This window comes from Novosphingobium sp. FSW06-99, from assembly GCF_001519065.1.
Lineage (GTDB): Bacteria > Pseudomonadota > Alphaproteobacteria > Sphingomonadales > Sphingomonadaceae > Novosphingobium.
The window spans coordinates 1-18,140 of record NZ_KQ954265.1 but is presented as its reverse complement, the minus strand read 5'-3'; the positions used below and the strand labels follow the sequence as shown (position 1 = coordinate 18,140).

Below are 18,140 nucleotides of genomic sequence, written 5' to 3'. Positions count from 1 at the left end.
CGGTTGCTGTTGACCGACATCCTGCCGCCGATCTTGCCCGGTGGGTTGCCCTCAGTCCGCGTCAGCCGACGAATGCGGCCCGCCAAAGCTGTAGCGCATGCCGCCAACGAACGCGCGTCCGGGGGCCGGGGTGCGGAACTGTTCGTCGTTGCCGTTGAAGATGTTGCTGCCCATCACCCCGAACGTGGCATAGTGCACGTCGAACAAGTTGGTCACCGTGCCGAACAGTTCGACATGGCGGACCGGCGTGATGTGGACATCGAGATTGACGAGCGTGTAGCCGGGCACGGCAGTGTCGATATTCGCTTCGTCACCATGGGCATACTGGCTCGACACCGTGATCAGCGTGGCGCCCAGCAGCACCGCGCGGGTCGGCTGAAACGTGCCGCGCAGCTTGAACGACTGTGCCGGGATGCCGGTGATGTGGCTGCCCGGCGCGACCGTGTCGCCATCGGCATCGATAAAGCTGTCGCGATAGGTCGCCGCGACATAGCCATAGCTGGCGGCCAGATGGACGTGCCGCAGATCGGCATTGAGGCCCAGTTCGAAACCCTTGCGCTCGGTCCTGCCCAGATTGGCGAAATAGCCGAGACCCGACGGATCATAGATGAACTGGATATCGTTATCGACCATGGTGCGATAGATCGCCGCGTTCCAGCCAAGGCGCTTGCCGACGGTCCCGCGCGCGCCCAGTTCGAGGCTGTGCGCGACCACCGCCTTCAAGTCGGGATCGCCGTTGAACCCGGTGGGCAGCGAACAGGGCGTCGACGGATCGGCACAGGCCAGTTCGATCGCGGTCGGCGCGCGCATCGCCTCGCTGTAGCTGGCGAACAATCCCACTTCGCTGCGCGGGTTCCACGCCAGCCCGATCGAGGGGTTGAGCCGGTGGTAGGTGTGCGCGCCATCGACCGGATCGATTTCCGGCCCGGCCACGCCACCCTGCGGCACCGTGGCCGTGGCGAGCGATCCGGTCGCCTCATTCCAAGAGCTGGCGCCGATATAGGCCGGGTTGTACCAGGTGTTCCCGTCGTTCCCGGTCCAGGTGTAGGCGCCGCCGGGATCGAGGAAGGTGCTGTTGGTACCCGCCAACGACACACGGGTGAACGTATAGCCCAGGGCCGCGGTCAGGCTGAGCCTGGGCGTCAATTTGATGATATCGCGCGCGAACACGTCGAACGAGGCATTGCGCGAGGTGATCGCCACGCTGTTGACCAGCGGATTGCCCTGAAAACCCGTATCGCTGCCATAGAGAAAGTTCCACGGCATCAGCACGGTCTGATAGTTCACCAGATAGGCCATATCGGTGTTCTGCGTATAGCGGATCGAAGAGGTTTCAAAGCTGCCGCCCACGTTCACATCGTTGGTCAGCGGCCCCAGCGGCGCATCGAGATCGAGCAGCAGGTTGCCGCCAAAGGTGTGCTGATAGACATCGGACAAGACCAGCGTGGTGTTGATCCCGCTGGTATAGTCATGGATTGGCAGAGTGCCGGTATAGGGCGCATAGGCCGCATTGGCTGCCGTTCCGGCCATGAACGGGTTGCTGGTGTTGAGATCGACTGCCGTTCCGCCGGGCGCCAGCGCGCTGCAATCATACGTCACGCCGTCGCAATGGTCGCCCAGGCCGGCGTTGCTGTTGCTCGAATGGCTGTCCGATCGGCGGTAATAGAGATTGCCGCTTAGCTTCAGCGCAGGCGACAGCCGGGTGTCGGCCTTAAGATTGATCACCACCTGGGTGTTCGACACATTGTCGGGCCAGGTATAGGCCATTTGCGGCGTGCCCAGCATCGACAGCGGCAGGCCCTGCGTGCCGTTGAGCGAACTGTCGGCCCAGATCACCCCCAGTTCGGCATTGCTGGCGATTCCGTGCCAGCGCAGTTTGCCATAAGCCTGGCTGACGCGGGTGTGGGTATACCAGCGATATCCGGCCTGATCGTCATAGTTGCCGGCCACGAACCAGTCGAGCGTCCTGCCCGCCAGCGTGCCGCCCGCTTCGGCCTGCGCGCCCCGGCGGGAAAACGATCCGCCCTGGGCCATCACGCTGAACCCGCGGTTGTCGGCACCGTTCTTGGTGGTCAGCACCAGCGCGCCGCCCAGCGTGTTGAGCCCGAACACCGGGTTTGATCCGGGCAGGACCTCAACCGCGCTGATTGCGGAGATCGGGATCAGGTCCCAATTGACGATCGAGCCGAACGGTTCGTTCATGCGCACCCCGTCGAGCCAGACCGACAGCCCGGTGGGCGATCCCAGCAACGAGGTCGCCGCAAATCCGCGATAGGATACATCGCTCTGGTAGGGGCTGCCGGTGCCGTTGCTGAGCGTCACCGAGCCGAGATTGGCGTTGAGCAGGTCGGCCAGATTGGCATGATCCTGATGGGTCAGGGCATCGCCCGACAGCACTTGCGCATTGACCGGGGTGTCAGCCAGCAGTGCATTGTCGTCGGCAATTGGCGCTGTAACCACGATCTGCGCCGGGGCGGTGTCTTCGGCATGGGCCGGTACAGCGCCCGCATACAACGCAACCCCCAACAGCAATGCGGTCTTTCGCACGTCAGCTCCCCCGGTTCCCGATCGTCCATGCCGTTGCGACGACATTGGAAAACCCCCGTTAGCAGGCGCGCGCGGTGAAATCCTGAAGTCCGCTTCAGGTCGACCCAAGGTACAATAAGGACAAACTGGATGCCTGCGCCCAATCGCCCGCACGCGGGTGCGTCTCCCACGCGGCGCCGCAAAACGGGGCGCGCGGTTGCGCGCCCCGTTGGGGATCATCGCGCCGTCAGGCGTTGACGATGGTTTTCACTTCCATGAAGTCTTTCAGGCCGTGGCGACCGCCTTCGCGGCCATTGCCCGACTGCTTGTAGCCGCCAAAGGCGCCGCCTTTCACGCCGCCCCACTGGTTTACCGCGACAAGCCCCGCGCGCAGTTTGCCGACCACGCTCTTGGCCGCTTCGGGATCGCCGGTTATCGTGGCCGACAGGCCATAGCTGGTGCGGTTGGCCAGTTCGATGGCGTCTTCGATGTCGGTATAGGTGGTGATCGTGGCGACCGGGCCGAAGGTTTCCTCGTGGAAAATGGTCATGTCGGGGGTCACGTCGGAAAACACCGTCGGGCGGATATAGTATCCACGGTTGACGCTGTCGGGCAGGCCGGGGCCGCCTTGCAGCAGGCTGGCGCCTTCTTCGATCGATTTCTCGATCAGGCCCTGGATCTTGGTCCACTGGGCCTTGTTCACCACTGGGCCGATATGGCCGCCTTCTTCGGCTGGGCTGGCGACTTTGACCGCGGCGAAATAGTCGCGGACAAAGGTTTCGGCTTCGGCCTTGCGCGCGGCCGGCACCAGGATGCGGGTCGGCGCGATGCAGCTTTGGCCGGTGTTGGCGATCACGCCCGACAGCGTGCCGGGCAGCGTGGCGGCAAAGTCGGCGTCTTCAAGCACCAGGTTCGGCGACTTGCCGCCCAGTTCCTGATGCACGCGCTTGACCGTGTCGGCAGCGTTCTTGGCAATCTGGATGCCCGCGCGGGTCGATCCGGTAAAGCTGACCATATCGACATCGACATGCTTGGTCAGTGCCACGCCGACGCCCAGACCATCGCCCTGCACCAGGTTGAACACACCCGGTGGCACGCCCGCGGCATCCAGCACTTCGGCAAAGATCACCGCGTTCGACGGGCATTCTTCCGAAGGTTTCAGGATCACGGTGTTGCCGGCCAGGATGCACGGCGCCACTTTGGCGCAGATCTGGTTCAGCGGCCAGTTCCACGGGGTGATCGCCGCGACCACGCCGATCGGTTCATAAACGATGCGGGCATTGGCGCCGGGCACCGCTTCTTCCCAATGGAAACCGTCGAGCGCTTCGAGCGAGCCTGCCAGATAGCCGATGCCCGCGCCGGTCTGCGCGGTGCCGGCAAAGCTGATCGGGGCGCCCATTTCCTCACTGATCACCACCGCGAAATCGGGGATGCGTTTTTTGTATTCGGCGATGATCCGGGTCAGCAGTGCGGCGCGTTCTTCCAGCGTGGTCTGGCTGAAGCTGGCAAAGGCGCGCTTGGCGGCGGCGACCGCCTTGTCAACGTCGGCCTCGGTGCCCAGCGTGATCGCGGTGCAGGCTTCCTCGGTCGCGGGATTGATCACTTCGTAGCGGCGGCCGCCTTCGCTGGCGACCCACTGCCCGTCGATATAATGTTTGAGATGTTCGCGCATGTTACCTCCGACGGCTGCGAGTCTGGTCGCGCCGTTCGCCGCGCACTCTGGCGGTCCCGCCGCAAAATGCAAGATGGGTAGCAGGGGGCAACTGGTCTTGCCCGAAAATTGACCGGATCGGCGCAGATTCCATCGGGTTAGGCAGCATCGGCGCTAACGATATGTAAGCAAAGCTGCATTAACGCTGCATGTTATGGTGCTCGCCGCAGCCAGGCGTTACGACGCAGAGCGACAGATCGCGACCGGGCTTCGCACCGGATGGATTGCCCTTGCCACTTTCCTTGGCCTGATTGCGCTGGCTTCGGCGCAAGTGCTGGCGCTGCAACATGCGATCCGGGCCGCCGACGAACTGTCGCGCGAGGATGAACGCCAACTGGTGCAGCGGTTCCTTCATCGCACGATGGAGGCCGACGTGGCGGCCCAATTGGGCATCATCAACTGGGACGAAGCGATCGGCCATGTCGATCATGCCAGTCGTTCGAGCACCGACATGGCGTGGCTCGATCGGGAATTCGGCGCCTATGCCTATGGCACGTATAACGCCGATCAGGCGTTTCTCATCCATGCCGATGGCACGCTGTTGCGCGCCTGGCAGGACGGGCATGCGGTGGATGGCGGTGCCATCGCGACGTTGCGCCAACCCGCGGCGGCCTTGATCGCGCAGAGCCGTACGCCGGGGCAAACGCTGGGCACACCCGCCGGGCAGATCCGGTTGAGCGACGGGTCGTCGTGGGCGGTCGATCACACCGGGATGCCGTTGCCGCGCTGGGCGGGCGGGATGGTGCGCGTGGGCGAACGCGTCGAGATCATGACCGTCGGATCGGTGGTGCCCGACCGTGCGGCCGGGCTGTTCAACCACGCACCAACCTATTTCGTGTCGTTGCGGCCGCTCGATCAGGCCGCGACCCGGGTGATGCGGCGCGATCTGTTGCTGCCCGATATCGCACTGACACTGTCACCAAACCTGGCGGCGCAGGACAACACGATCGCGCTCGACAGCGTCGATGGCACCCGTCTGGGCTGGCTGCGGTGGACCGCGAAAAGCCCCGGCCCCACCATCATGCACCGTGCCGCACCGATGCTGTGGGGCTGGATCGCGCTGTTCATCGGGGTGCTGATCGGCGGCAGCGTGGTGCTGCGGCGCAGTTGGCGGATCTCGCGCGAATTGCTCGCCAGCGAGGCGCAGGCGCGGCACAACGCGCTGCACGACGCCATGTCCGGGCTGCCCAACCGGGTGCATTACATGCAACGGCTGCGCCACGATCTGGCCGCGTGTATCGCGGGCGAGCTGCGTGGCGATGTGTTTGTCGCCTATATCGATCTCGACGGGTTCAAGGTCGTCAACGACACGCTGGGCCACCATGTCGGCGATGAACTGGTGCGCCAGGTCGCGCTGCGATTGCGCCGCACTTTGCCTGCCAGCGATTTCATCGCGCGGTTTGGCGGCGACGAATTCGTGGTGCTGCGCCGGGGCGAGGGCGGACGGGCGATGGCCGACCTGCTGGGCGGGCAGATCATGGCACTGCTGCGCGAGGCCTTTGTGATTTCGGGCAATACCATCGATGTGACATGTTCATGCGGCATAAGCTGGGGGCCGGCGCAAAGCGAAGACCCGGGCGAACTGTTGCGCCGCGCCGATATCGCGCTCTATCGCGCCAAACAGCGGGGCCGGTCACGCTATCGCCGGTTTACCCGCGACATGGATGCCAGCGTAAAACTGCGGCTGGAGCTGGAGATGGAATTGCGCCGGGCGATCGTGCGCAACGAACTGTCGATGGCCTATCAGCCGATCGTGACCACCGGCACGGGCGAGATTGTCGGGGTGGAGGCGCTGATGCGCTGGCAACACCCCGAACGTGGCGCGATCCGGCCCGACCTGTTTGTGCCGATTGCCGAACAGGGCGGGTTGATGATCACGCTGGGCACGTGGATGTTGCGTGAGGTCTTTGCCGAATGCGGCAACTGGCCCGCGTGCGACATTTCGGTCAACTTGTCGCCGATCCAGATCATGGCCAGCAATTTCCTTGCCACGATGGCGGGAATTGTCGCCGAAACCCGCATCGATCCGACCCGGGTGGTGCTGGAAATCACCGAAGGGGTGATGCTCGACCGGTCGGATCACGTGCTGGGCGTGCTGCGCGATCTGGGTCGCATGGGTTTTCGCATCGCGCTCGACGATTTCGGCAATGGCTATTCCAGCCTTAGCTATCTGCGGATGTTCCAGTTTGAACGGATCAAGATCGACCGCTCGTTTGTGTCCAACATCGAAAGCGATGTCGACGCCAACGCCATTTTGTGCACGATCGCCGCGCTCGGCCACAGCCTGCGCATGAAAGTGGTGGCCGAAGGGGTGGAAACCGAAACGCAGCGGCAACTGGTGCAGGCCGCAGGCTGCGAAATGGTCCAGGGCTTTTTGTTCTGGAAGCCGATGTCGGCCAACGAAGTTCGGCCGCTGTTGAACCGGCGCGGTCAAAACCGGCAGTTGCGTCTCGCCTGACTCAGCCGGCGTCTTTGTCGGTGTCGGCGCTGGCGGTTTCAGTCGAAGGGTAGATAAATCCGAACGCGGGCGAGGGGCGCAGGCCCAGCGAATTGGTGTGGGCATACCACACGCGCACTTGCGACCAGTCACCGGCATCCGACACGTCGACCGCCATCACACCGCGTTCGACCATGCCCGGCCGCGACCAGTTGGCATGGTTGATCAGCACGTGGCGGGCATCGATGACTTTGCTGACGACCGCGACATGGCCCATCGGCATCGCGTGGGTGGCACGAAAGGCCAGGACCGCACCGGCGCGCGGAGCGCTGCCCCGGGTATAGACGCCTTCTGCATGGCCCCACCAGTCGCGCGCATTGCCCGACAGTTGTACCGCCGAAGCCTGCCGCGCATAAGCCACGCACTGGAGGCGGGCCTGGGCGGCGACGGGAACCGCAACTGCGCTGGCAAGAGCGAGAAGACCGGCGGCGGTGCGAAGAAGCGATGAACCCTGCATGAGCACCGGGATAGGTACATTCCGCAGATTCGCGAAGCCCGGGACGGTTCGTTTCATCGCGATCGCCCAACCGTTCATCCCGCATCGCCGCGCCCTGTGGAAATCTGTGTGCGCTGCAACGAAAAGGGCGCCCGGACGGTGTCGTCCGGGCGCCCCGATCAGGTCTGGCAGCGGGTGTTACGCGCTGTAGTACATGTCGAACTCGACCGCGGACGGGGTCGTTTCCCAACGGTACACTTCGGGCCACTTCAGTTCGATATATGCATCGATCTGGTCCTTGGTGAAGACGCCGCCTTCCAACAGGAATTCATAATCGGCCTCGAGCGCACCCAGCGCTTCGCGCAGCGACGCGCACACGGTCGGCACCAGCGACAGCTCTTCGGGCGGCAGGTCGTACAGGTTCTTGTCCATCGCCTCGCCGGGATGGATCTTGTTCTTGATCCCGTCGAGACCGGCCTGCAACAGCGCGGCATAGGCGAGGTAGGGGTTGGCCATCGCGTCGGGGAACCGGAATTCCACGCGCTTTGCCTTGGCGCCCGCGCCATAGGGAATGCGGCACGAAGCCGAACGGTTGCGCGCCGAATAGGCCAGCAGCACCGGTGCTTCAAAGCCCGGCACCAGCCGCTTGTAGCTGTTGGTGGTCGGGTTGGTGAAGGCGTTCAGCGCCTTGGCATGCTTGATCACGCCGCCGATGAAATAGAGGCAGGTGTCCGACAGACCGGCATAGCCGTTGCCCGCAAACAGCGGCTTGCCGTTTTCCCAGATCGAGATGTGGGTGTGCATGCCCGATCCGTTGTCCTGCTTGATCGGCTTGGGCATGAACGTGGCGGTCTTGCCATAGGCGGCAGCGACCTGGTGCACGACATACTTGTAGATCTGCATGCGGTCGGCGGTCTGCACCAGCGTGCCGAAGGTTAGGCCCAGTTCGTGCTGCGCTGCGGCGACTTCGTGGTGATGCTTGTCGCAGGGCAGGCCCATGTCGAGCATCGTGCGAACCATTTCGGCGCGGATGTCGACCAGGCTGTCGACCGGCGCAACCGGGAAATAGCCGCCCTTGGCGCGCGGACGGTGGCCCAGGTTGCCCGCTTCATACGTGCGGTTGGTGTTGGTCGGCAGTTCGATATCGTCGATGCGGAAACCGTTGCCGTCATAGCCGTCATAGAACTTCACGTCGTCGAACACGAAGAATTCGGCTTCGGGGCCGACATAGACGGTGTCGCCGATGCCGGTCGATTTCAGATAGGCTTCGGCGCGCTTGGCGGTCGAACGCGGGTCGCGCGAATAGAGCTCGCCCGTCGAAGGTTCGACGATGTCGCAGTTGATGATCAGCATCGGCGAGGCCGAGAACGGATCGACATAGACCGAATCGAGATCCGGCTTGAGGATCATGTCCGACTCGTTGATGGCCTTCCAGCCTTCGATCGACGAACCGTCGAACATCAGGCCGTTTTCCAGTTCATCTTCGCCAAGCACCGACGCCACCATGGTCAGGTGCTGCCACTTGCCCTTGGGATCGGTAAACCGCAGATCGACCCATTCGATCTCCTCTTCGGTGATCCGGGCGACAATGTCCTTAGCTGTTGCCATCGCTGGTCCTTCTGGTTGCCCGCTGGAGTGGGGCTGAATGATGCGGGGTGTTGTTTGCGCTCGCTGTTCCGGATGGCCGGCCCCCGCCCTGCCACCGGTTCGGCCATTCCCGCCCCGCCTGGCCCGCCAGGGGCCGACACGGGGCAGGGGGATCAGATCGCGTCGTCGTCGCGTTCGCCGGTGCGGATGCGCAGCGCGCTTTCGACGGGAATGACAAAGATCTTGCCGTCGCCGATCCGGCCGGTCTGCGCGGCCTGGGCAATCGCTTCGACCACGCGGTCGACCAGCGCGTCGGCAACGACGACTTCCAGTTTCACCTTGGGCAGAAAATCGACGACATATTCGGCGCCGCGGTACAATTCGGTGTGGCCTTTTTGCCGCCCGAAACCCTTGGCTTCGGTCACGGTGATGCCCGAGGCACCGACTTCGTGCAGCGCTTCCTTCACTTCATCGAGCTTGAAGGGTTTGATGATCGCTTCGATCTTTTTCACTCGATCTGACCCCTGTGAGCCGATCCGCTGGCGCCATACGCCAGCGATCCCGGCAGTTTTCCATTCACACGCTGCCACAACGGCCGCCCTCGGCCATCATAGCAAGAATCATGTCACACCCAAGTCATGGTTCCTAGGCCATCAACCGCATTCGCGAAAGCCGCAAAATGCACCGTGTTGGCAAGATTAGAACGGAACGCGGGCGTTGGACATTGCGCAAATTGCGTGAACTTATCCGAATAGTGCGTAAAATTTGCGCAGTGACGTGCCTAATTATTGGGCAGGGGCCAGTCAGGCATAAGGCGGGCAGTGCCGGCCGAGCGGGCTTTCGGTAAAGATCTCGCAGCCGGTTTCGGTAATGCCGACAGAGTGTTCGAACTGTGCCGACAGCGACCTGTCGCGCGTCACCGCCGTCCATCCGTCATCGAGGATCTTCACCGCCGGCTTGCCCAGATTGATCATCGGTTCGATCGTGAAGATCATGCCGGGTTTCAACTCGGGCCCGGTTCCCGCGCGCCCGGCGTGGACCACTTCGGGGGAATCATGAAACAGCCGCCCGACCCCGTGGCCGCAGAAATCGCGCACCACGCCATAGCGCTGGCGTTCGGCATGGGCCTGGATTGCCGCGCCGATATCGCCCAGGTGTCCGCCAGGCCGCGCGGCGGCGATGCCGATCATCAGGCATTCATAGGTCACTTCGACCAGCCGCCGGGCCTTGAGCGGCACATCGCCAACCAGATACATCCGGCTGGAATCGCCGTGCCAGCCATCGAGCAGCGGGGTCACGTCGATATTGACGATATCGCCGTCGCGCAGCGTGCGGTCCGACGGGATGCCGTGGCACACCACATGGTTGATCGAGATGCAGCACGAATGGGTATAGCCGCGATAGCCCAGCGTGGCCGGAATGGCGCCCGCCGCCAGGCCCATATCGCGCACCACCGCATCCAGATCGGCGGTGACCGCGCCCGGCACCACCAGCGGCGCCAGCGCGTCGAGAATTTCGGCGGCCAGTCGCCCGGCCTTGCGCATGCCCGCAAATCCGGCAGGGCCATGCAGTTTGATAGTGCCGTCACGCGGCTGGATATCGGTTTCGTCGGCGATCACATAGTCGGTCATGCCGTACAATGTAGCGATCCCTGCACGATCTGGCGAGAGGGGGAGATTGCACATTGCGCATGGATGGGGCTAGGCGGCGTGGACAAATTCCGCAGCGCCACGGCTGGAGGCCAAAGCCGCCAGTGCGAGGAGGCGAGGTGAAGGAATATCGGCTATATTGCGAACCGAGCCGACGCTGCAATGGCGGCTTTGGGTCCAGCCCCTTTGGGGTTGCCCTGTAAAAGGCCCCGGCGGCGTCGCTCAGCCTTGATGGAGGCCCACTCCACCTGCGGCTTCGCTCCCCCTTGTCGCACTTGGGCCGGGGCCTTTTACAGGGCAACCGTGGCGTTGCGGAATTTGTCCACGCCGCCTAGACCGGCATGATGAGCGACATCCATGCATTGATCCAGCCCGATCGCGGGCAAAAGGCGATCCCGATCCACCTGGTCGACAAAGGTGGCTTCGATGCGCTGCTACGCGCGCTGGGCGAAGTCCAGCGCGCGACAATCGCCGCGCACAAGTTCGAGGCGGCGGCGGGCGAAGTCGTGATCGTGCCCGAGGGGCAGGGCTGGTTCGCGCTGGCCGGGATCGAACCGCGCGAGGTGTTGACCACCTGGTGCCTGGCGCGGCTGGCCGAAGTCTTGCCGGGCGGGACGTATCGCATCGTGCCGCATCCCGCGCAGACCGCCATCCCCCGCATGGGCCCGGCGCTGGTCGGCTGGGTGGCGGCGCAATACCGGTTTGACCGGTACAAGACCGACGGTGCCAGTGCCGATCCGCGCGTGCTGGTATCGCAAGAGGTGCGCGCGATCGACCCTGCGCTGGCCGAGGCGAGCGCGATCGCGCTGGTGCGCGACCTCGTCAACACGCCTGCCGAAGACATGGGCCCGGCCGGGCTGGAGGCCGAGGCGCGCGCGCTGGCCAGGACATTCGGCGGGGAAATCCATGTCGTTTCGGGCGACGCGCTCGAACGCGATTATCCGATGGTGCATGCGGTCGGCCGTGCCGCATCGCGGCACCACGCGCCGCGCCTGATCGAGCTGGAATGGGGCGATGCCCGCCATCCGCGCGTGGCCATTGTGGGCAAAGGGGTGTCGTTCGACACCGGCGGGCTGAACCTGAAACCGGGATCGGGCATGGCGCTGATGAAAAAGGACATGGGCGGCGCCGCCCATGCGCTGGCGCTGGCACGGCTGGTGATGGAGGCAAAGTTGCCGGTACGGTTGCATCTGCTGGTTCCGGCGGTGGAAAACGCGGTGGCGGGCAATGCCATGCGACCCGGCGATGTGTTGCGTTCGCGCGAAGGGCTGTCGATCGAGATCACCAACACCGATGCCGAAGGGCGGCTGATCCTGGGCGATGCGTTGACCCGCGCAAGCGAGGGCGAGCCCGATCTGCTGATCGATTTCGCCACGTTGACCGGCGCCGCGCGCGTGGCGCTGGGGCCCGATCTGCCCGCCGTGTTCGCCCGCAACGATGCGACTGCAGAGGCGCTGGCCAGTGCCGGGCGCGATCGCGATGATCCGGTGTGGCGCCTGCCGCTCCACGATGGCTATCGCGAATACCTCAAATCGGATGTGGCCGATCTGGTCAACAGCCACGCCAACGGTTTTGCCGGGGCCAGCGTGGCGGCGCTGTTCCTCGACCGGTTTGTCGGCGAAGGGATCGACTGGGTGCATTACGACACGTTTGCCTGGCGCCCGGTGGCCAAGCCCGGACGGCCCAAAGGGGGCGAGGCACTGGGCCTGCGCGCTGCATGGGGCCTGTTGCAGGCGCGCTATGGCGGCGTTTGACTTGAACGCATCGGGCAATTCCCCTAGGCGCCCGGCTTTGCTTTTGCCGGACGATGGACCCTTGCGCGCTGATCTTTTGCCTTCCGATGTGCCCACAGACCTGACCGAGCGGGATTTTCCGCTTGCCCGTCCGTCAGAGGCGCTCGATCCGCTGCGCCGTCCGGTGCGCGGCGATCTGGCGCATATCCGCTGTGCCGGGCGTATTTTCGTGCCGCACTACGCCGTGCCGATGCCGCATCGGCTGACCGATACGGCCACGCTGGTGCGTGCCGCGCGGGCCGAGGCAGAGGCGCTGGCCGAACTGGCGCAAGGAACGCTGTTCAACGTGCTCGATATCGCCGGGGGCTGGGCCTGGGGGCAAGTGGATGAGGACGGACTGGTGGGCTATCTGCCGATGACCGCGCTGGTGGCGTTGTGACGACGGGTGTTTTCATCGATGGCGCGGCGGGCACCACCGGGCTGGAGATTGCCGCGCGGCTGGCGGGACGCAGCGAATTTTCGCTGATCACGCTGCCCGACGATCGGCGCAAGGATGCACGCGCGCGGGCCGAGGCGCTCAACGATGCCGATGTGGTGATCCTGTGTCTGCCCGACGATGCCGCGCGCGAAGCGGTCGGCCTGATCGCCAACGACCGCACGCGGGTGATCGATGCTTCGACCGCGCATCGCGTGGCCGAAGGGTGGACTTACGGCTTTCCCGAAGTGATCGGGCGCGATGCGGTGGCGGCGGCGCGGCGCATCGCCAATCCCGGCTGCTATCCCACCGGGTTTATCGGCCTGTTGGCGCCGCTGGTGCGCGCCGGGCTGCTGCCGGTGGCCTGGCCCTATAGCTGCAACGCCGTTTCGGGCTATTCGGGCGGGGGCAAGGCGCTGATCGAACGCTTTGCGCAAGAACCCGATATCGCCTGGCGCGGCTATGCGCTGGAATTCGGGCACAAGCATGTGCCCGAAATGCAGGTCTATGCGCACCTCGCGATTGCGCCGCTGTTTTCGCCCGCGGTGGTCGCCGCCTATCGCGGCATGGTCGTCGAAGTGCCGCTGGCGCTGTCGATCATCCCCGGCGCGCCCAGCCCGGCCACTCTGCGCCAGGCGCTGGCGACATTCTATGCCGGATCGCCGGTGGTCACCGTGGCGGCCGAAGGCGCGGCGGGCGGCGAAATCCTGATGCGCGAACACGCCCCGGCATGGGACGGGCTGCGCCTGCACGTGATCGCCAGCCCCGACGGCAGCCAGGCGCGCCTGGTCGCCGAACTCGACAATCTGGGCAAGGGCGCCAGCGGCGCGGCGGTGCAATGCCTCAACCTGATCAGCGGCCTGCCCGAAACGGCGGGGCTGGCGCTGTAGGGCACGGCCTCACCGCAATGCCTTGAAGGCGCGGGGCAACCCGTTTCGCGAGAAGACGGATTAAGCCAATAATATCAGCAAGATCCGCTCACCCTGAGCGAGAATCTTTCTATTTCATAATCTTAGGGGCATTTCGCCCCCGCCGCCACCGCGCGATGGTCACGGCTGCACGGGCAGGGGCGGCTTTTCCGCCTCAGGCAAGGTGGCGCCCATCACTTTGGCCAGCGTCGGGGCGATCGCGCGCATGTCGATTTCGCCCAGATCGCGGCCCTTGGCGATGCCGGGGCCCGCGATCAGGAATGTTGAGCGCATTTCGGGCGCGGCGGGGAAATAGCCGTGCATGCCTTTGTAGGTGCCCGATGGCAGCACCAGCGGCAGGCTGCTGCCCAGGAACGGGGCGGCCGCCGCGCCGATCTTCAGGTTGACATAGAATGCCGCGCGCGGATTGCCGCCCGCCGTGGCAATCGCGGGTTCGGTGATCACCTGGGCAATACGTGTGGCCGGATCGGCCGCCAGCCGGTTGAGCAGCGCGGCGACTTTGGCGCGCAACGCGGCATCTTCGGGATGGGCCAGCACGATCGCGAACGATCCGCCAGTGGCCCACGGTGTGGCCTGCCAGCCATTGATCTTGCCCGCCGGGTCGATCGTCACCAGCCCGGCATCGATGAACGCGCGATAGAGGTTGATCGCGGTGTCGACCGGGGCAAAGCCGTGATCGCTGACCACTGCCACCACCGCATCGGGGTGGAACTGGTGTTCCAGCGCCATGATATCGCCAACCAGTTTGTCGATCGCTTCCAGTGTCTTGTTCGCTTCGGCCGATCCGGGCCCGGTCATGTGCTCCTGATGGTCGAGCGCGGCGAGATAGACGGTCAGGAATCCCGGCTGGTGATGGCGGATCAGCGATTGGGCAAACCCGGCACGCAAGGTATCGCCCGCCAGCGTTTCATCCTTGCCATCGGCATAGCCTTCGCGTCGCGCCGCCTCCAGTTCGGCAACCAGGCCGGGCGTCGCCAGCGCGCGCACCAGCTTGCGATCGTCGGGATGCCCGGTGCGCCAGATCTGCGGCAGGTTCCACGTGATGTGGCGCGCGCCGACCGACACTGGCCAGTGCACGTTGCCGGTGGTCAGCCGCGCCAGAAACGCCGCGTCCCACAGCGTCTGCGCCTTGTCATCTTCGGCATACCAGTACCAGCCGCCGTCGTTGATGTGCAGCGGATCGAAGGTTTCGTTGGCGACGATGCCGTGCCGGGCGGGCGACACCCCGGTGATCAGCGTGGTGTGGCTGGGGTAGGTCAGTGTGGGCAGGACCCCGACCACGCCGCGCGCATAGCTGCCATTGGTCAGAAACGCCGTCAGGTTGGGCAGGGTCAGTCCGCGCCGCTGGGCATCGATCACATCGGCTGGGCGCAGGCCATCGATCGAGATCAGCAGCACCGGCCGCGCCAGCGCGGGCAGCGGCACCAGGACAAGTAGCGCGAGCATTGCACGGACAATCCAACGGGCAAGCGGCATCGCGAGTCTCTCCTCAACTTTGGTATCGGGTGCATCCAGCAAAAAGGCCCGCCTGCCAAGGGGGCAAGCGGGCCATTGCAATGTCACGAGTGCGGCCGCTGGCCGAACCGGTCAATCTTCGGGCGCGATGGTCACTTTCAGGCCGTCGAGCGCATCGGTGATGGGCAACTGGCATGACAGGCGCGAGGCTTCGTTGCGGTATTCCGAACTGTCGAGCAGGTCGTTTTCGTCTTCGCTGAGCGGCGCCAGCTTGTCGGCAAACGCCGGATCGACAAACACGTGGCAAGTGGCGCACGAACAGCACCCGCCGCACAGCGCCAGCAACTCGTCAAAGCCGTTGTCGCGGATGGCTTCCATCACCGTGGTGCCGGTGGTGGCTTCGATGGTCTTTTCCTCGCCCGCGCGATTCACGACAGTCAGCTTTGGCATGGCTTGTCTCCGTAATGTGCGCACGCTGCCTTGGGCAAATCGCCTGCCTGGGTCGCGCGTGGCTGTCCCTCTTTGGCCCGGGCTGCTATCGCCCGCGTGCGACTTTGGCAAGGGTGCCCGGTGTGCGACGGCAAAAGGATGGCCGAATGCGATCAGAAACGGTGCGGGTGCGACCATGGGCCTGACGGCGGAACAGATCCGCGCCGGGCTCGACCATGTCGGGCGCACCAGCCCGGCGCTGGCCGATGCGATTGCCCGCCTGGGCTATCCGCAACCGCGCATCCGCGCGCGCGGCTGGCAGACCCTGTTGCGCACGATCGTCGGCCAACAGGTCAGCGTGGCCGCCGCCGCCTCGGTCTGGACAAAGCTCGAGGCCTTGCTGGGCGAGGGGATGATGCCGCGCGACGTGCTGAACGCCTCGTTCGACGATCTGCGCGCTTGTGGCCTGTCGCGGCAGAAACAGGGCTATGCGCGGTCGTTGTGCGAACTGGTGGACGATGGCGCGATCGCGTTCGACGCTCTGCCCGACGATGACGAGGCGGCGATCGCGCAACTGACGCAGATCAAGGGGATCGGCCGCTGGTCGGCGGAAATCTATCTGCTGTTTGCCGAAGGGCGCCCCGATATCTGGCCTGCGGGCGATCTGGCGGTGCAAGTGGGGCTGGGCAAGCTGCTGGCGTTGGGTGCCCGCCCCGATGAACGCACCACGCGCGATCTGGCGCAAGACTGGCGCCCGCATCGCGGCGCGGTGGCGATATTCACCTGGCATTGCTACAACAATCCGGCGCTTTGATTGCACCCGGCGCTGTGCCACATTGCCCGTCATAACAAACAGGCGGGATGGGACACGATGGGCACGATCAGGGCGATTTTCATCAGCGGCGGCGGTTCGGGCATTGGCCGCGCGGTGGCGCAGAAGTTCGCTGCCGAAGGCTGGTTCGTCGGGCTGGGCGATATCAGCGAAGACGGCATGGCGGGCACCCGCGCGCTGCTCGATCCGGCGCGCTGTTTCAGCGTGCAGCTCGATGTGCGCGATCGTGGGCAATGGGATGATGCGCTGGCGGCCTTTGCCGAAGTGGCGGGCGGGATCGACGTGCTGTTCAACAACGCCGGCATTCCCATCGGCGGCGCACTGGTCGATTGCACCCCCGAAGAGATCGAGCGCACGCTCGACATCAATCTGAAGGGCGTGATCTTCGGCGCGCAGGCCGCCTATCCCTGGTTGCGCGCGCGGGCACCGGGATCGTGCCTGCTCAACACCGCCAGCGCGGCGGGGATCTATGGCGTGCCGGGCGGATCGGTCTATTCCGCCACCAAGTTCGGCGTGCGCTCGATCACCGAATCGCTCGATGGCGAATGGGCCGCCGACGGCATCGCGGTGCGCGACCTGATGCCCGGCTTTATCGAAACCCCGCTGCTCGACATCGCCCCCAACCGCAAAAGCAACGACGCCATCCGCAACCGCGTCCACCAGGCCGGCCTGGAAATCACCCCCGTGTCCGCCGTCGCCGAAGCCGCCTGGGCCGCCGTCCACGGCCAACGCCTGCACACCCTGGTCGGCAAAACCGCCCACTCCGCCCAATTCGCCGCCCGCTTCCTGCCGGGCCTGATGCGCAAGCGGAACCGCGCATCGGGGCGGCCTTTGGGGTGAGGGGGTCGGATGGGGACTGTCCGGACGGATTGCCTGTGGGATATGCTGTATCAAGTTACCGCTCGCTCACGAGTGCCGGAGCGTCGCATCTGTCGGGGCAAATGAGTATACTGTCCCCGGAACTCCGAGAGTCGGATATGGAATATCGTAAGCTAAATTGGGCATTGTCAGCAAGTAAATTTGTGACAATATTTCTGCTTATCGCAGAGATCTGGAATCTATATGATTTCGAAGCCTCTCCAGATAGTGTGTCCAAGCCGTGGACGATTTATTTTTACCCAATATTATTTTCACTTTTCCTTACATTTCATTTTTTGAAATTAAATAAGTTAAAGATATTATTGATTATTTATATTCAATTATTGATATTAGCTATGATATTCATCGAGCTAAATAATTCTGTTAGTGATCTGGTGTCATTCTTTTCTCAAATAAAAACGAGCTATATATATCAGATTAACTCAATGATCATCATGGCTTATTTGGTATGGGTAATATATTTTGCTGCCATTTTGTTGGTATCGACGAAGAAATTGCGCTAATAAATTAAAAATTACCGCTGACGAGTCCCCCCAATAAGAAAGATCCGCCGGATTACGGTGGGATTACGGTGACGGAATTGGAGTGCACCCCGTCAGTGAGACACAGTTGAGTTCCGGGGACAGTGAGTTCCGGGGACAGGGTGAGTTCCGGGGACAGTATACCTATTATGCGAGGTTAGCGGGCGCCTTCGGCTTTGGGCCGGGTCGTTGCGGGCTCATGATGCGGCCTATCCGGGCTTCGTGATTGGCAATCCATTCGGGTGTTGCCAGGGGGCGTCCTGTGTTGAGTCGCGATTTAATCGTCTGCGCAACGTCCTCTCCCGCTGCGGTCAATTCGCCCGCCTCGAGGCCATGGCGCAACATCGCGCGCCAATTGGGAACGTGCCGAGACAGCGCCGCCACATCGGTCAACGGGTCATCGCTCGCGCGTTGGTTGGCGATATGGCTGCGCGCGCTTGACCAACGCCAGTCGGCAGCATCATCTACCACCCCGGCGGCA

The 18,140-nt window shown here is 64.0% G+C and carries 15 protein-coding genes; 6 read left to right on the top strand and 9 right to left on the bottom strand.

From position 1 onward, the window contains the following. Positions 1–51 precede the first annotated feature (51 nt). On the bottom strand, positions 52–2,547 hold the full coding sequence (locus AQZ49_RS19570) for a TonB-dependent receptor (RefSeq protein ID WP_231739331.1): 2,496 nt from the start codon (positions 2,545–2,547) through the stop codon (positions 52–54). Between the two features lie 226 nt (positions 2,548–2,773). Further along, on the bottom strand, positions 2,774–4,198 hold the full coding sequence (locus tag AQZ49_RS19565; protein ID WP_067619919.1) for an aldehyde dehydrogenase family protein: 1,425 nt from the start codon (positions 4,196–4,198) through the stop codon (positions 2,774–2,776). Between the two features lie 193 nt (positions 4,199–4,391). Here AQZ49_RS19565 and AQZ49_RS19560 point away from each other — a divergent pair, with 193 nt between their 5' ends. After that, the gene (locus tag AQZ49_RS19560) at positions 4,392–6,695 is read left to right on the top strand and encodes a putative bifunctional diguanylate cyclase/phosphodiesterase (protein ID WP_067619916.1); all 2,304 of its coding nucleotides are present in this window, start codon (positions 4,392–4,394) and stop codon (positions 6,693–6,695) included. A 1-nt stretch (position 6,696) separates the two neighbouring features. Here the strand turns inward: AQZ49_RS19560 and AQZ49_RS19555 are convergent, their stop codons facing one another. The 4 genes from AQZ49_RS19555 to map all read right to left on the bottom strand — a co-directional run bounded on the left by AQZ49_RS19555 (position 6,697) and on the right by map (position 10,388). After that, positions 6,697–7,095 carry a CHAP domain-containing protein gene (locus tag AQZ49_RS19555; protein WP_231739330.1) on the bottom strand — a complete coding sequence of 133 codons (399 nt, stop codon included), beginning with the start codon at positions 7,093–7,095 and terminating at the stop codon, positions 6,697–6,699. 273 nt (positions 7,096–7,368) lie between these two features. Continuing rightward, the gene (gene glnA, locus AQZ49_RS19550) at positions 7,369–8,778 is read right to left on the bottom strand and encodes a type I glutamate--ammonia ligase (protein WP_067619913.1); all 1,410 of its coding nucleotides are present in this window, start codon (positions 8,776–8,778) and stop codon (positions 7,369–7,371) included. 152 nt (positions 8,779–8,930) lie between these two features. Further along, positions 8,931–9,269 (bottom strand): P-II family nitrogen regulator, encoded by a 339-nt coding sequence (locus AQZ49_RS19545; RefSeq protein WP_067619910.1) that lies wholly within the window; start codon positions 9,267–9,269, stop codon positions 8,931–8,933. 291 nt (positions 9,270–9,560) lie between these two features. Then, positions 9,561–10,388 carry a type I methionyl aminopeptidase gene (gene map, locus AQZ49_RS19540; RefSeq protein WP_067619907.1) on the bottom strand — a complete coding sequence of 276 codons (828 nt, stop codon included), beginning with the start codon at positions 10,386–10,388 and terminating at the stop codon, positions 9,561–9,563. Positions 10,389–10,750: 362 nt separating this feature from the next. On the opposite strand from map, the gene AQZ49_RS19535 reads away from it, so the two are divergent. From AQZ49_RS19535 to argC, 3 genes are all read left to right on the top strand, one after another. Next, a complete protein-coding gene (locus tag AQZ49_RS19535; RefSeq protein ID WP_067619904.1) occupies positions 10,751–12,160 on the top strand; it encodes a leucyl aminopeptidase family protein in 1,410 nt (469 codons plus the stop codon). A gap of 61 nt (positions 12,161–12,221) precedes the next feature. Continuing rightward, the gene (locus tag AQZ49_RS19530; RefSeq protein ID WP_067619901.1) at positions 12,222–12,578 is read left to right on the top strand and encodes a hypothetical protein; all 357 of its coding nucleotides are present in this window, start codon (positions 12,222–12,224) and stop codon (positions 12,576–12,578) included. Further along, positions 12,575–13,504, top strand: coding sequence for an N-acetyl-gamma-glutamyl-phosphate reductase (gene argC / locus AQZ49_RS19525; RefSeq protein ID WP_067619898.1), 930 nt, complete (start codon positions 12,575–12,577; stop codon positions 13,502–13,504). The genes AQZ49_RS19530 and argC overlap by 4 nt, the downstream gene beginning before the upstream one ends. A 159-nt stretch (positions 13,505–13,663) precedes the next feature. On the opposite strand, the gene AQZ49_RS19520 is transcribed toward argC, so the two are convergent. Together AQZ49_RS19520 and AQZ49_RS19515 are read right to left on the bottom strand one after the other, a co-directional pair. Then, entirely contained in the window at positions 13,664–14,989 is a 1,326-nt protein-coding gene (locus AQZ49_RS19520) for an alkaline phosphatase family protein (RefSeq protein ID WP_231739329.1), read from the bottom strand. A gap of 141 nt (positions 14,990–15,130) precedes the next feature. Next, on the bottom strand, positions 15,131–15,448 hold the full coding sequence (locus AQZ49_RS19515; RefSeq protein WP_067619892.1) for a 2Fe-2S iron-sulfur cluster-binding protein: 318 nt from the start codon (positions 15,446–15,448) through the stop codon (positions 15,131–15,133). Positions 15,449–15,623: 175 nt separating this feature from the next. On the opposite strand from AQZ49_RS19515, the gene AQZ49_RS19510 reads away from it, so the two are divergent. Both AQZ49_RS19510 and AQZ49_RS19505 read left to right on the top strand, forming a co-directional pair. Further along, positions 15,624–16,241, top strand: coding sequence for a DNA-3-methyladenine glycosylase family protein (locus AQZ49_RS19510; protein WP_067619889.1), 618 nt, complete (start codon positions 15,624–15,626; stop codon positions 16,239–16,241). Positions 16,242–16,298: 57 nt separating this feature from the next. Next, on the top strand, positions 16,299–17,099 hold the full coding sequence (locus AQZ49_RS19505) for an SDR family oxidoreductase (protein ID WP_067619886.1): 801 nt from the start codon (positions 16,299–16,301) through the stop codon (positions 17,097–17,099). 707 nt (positions 17,100–17,806) lie between these two features. Here AQZ49_RS19505 and AQZ49_RS22885 read toward each other — a convergent pair. After that, positions 17,807–18,140: hypothetical protein (locus AQZ49_RS22885; RefSeq protein WP_231739328.1), on the bottom strand; the 334-nt coding region annotated here is incomplete at its 5' end.